Here is a 241-nt window from a genome sequence, read left to right as displayed (position 1 = left end):
CATGATGCCCATGCTGAACATGATGCTCGGCGAGGTCGCCCCCGGCGGCGTCGGCTCGGGCCTGTACGGCATGCTCGTGCTCGCGATCATCGCGGTGTTCGTCGGCGGACTGCTCGTCGGCCGCACGCCGGAGTACCTGGGCAAGCGGATCGGTCCGCGGGAGATCAAGCTCGCGAGCCTGTACATCCTGGTGACGCCGACCCTCGTGCTGGCCGGCACCGCGCTGAGCTTCGCGATCCCC

At 69.3% G+C, this 241-nt stretch carries 1 protein-coding gene; it reads left to right on the top strand.

The annotated features are described in order from the left end of the window. Window positions 1-241: potassium-transporting ATPase subunit KdpA (locus L687_RS37505; protein WP_040569812.1), on the top strand; the 241-nt coding region annotated here is incomplete at both ends.

Origin of the sequence: Microbacterium maritypicum MF109 (assembly GCF_000455825.1) — a bacterium.
GTDB classification, from domain to species: domain Bacteria; phylum Actinomycetota; class Actinomycetes; order Actinomycetales; family Microbacteriaceae; genus Microbacterium; species Microbacterium maritypicum_A.
Note: the sequence above shows the minus strand (reverse complement) of the source record. Positions and strands in the feature narration are given on the sequence as shown.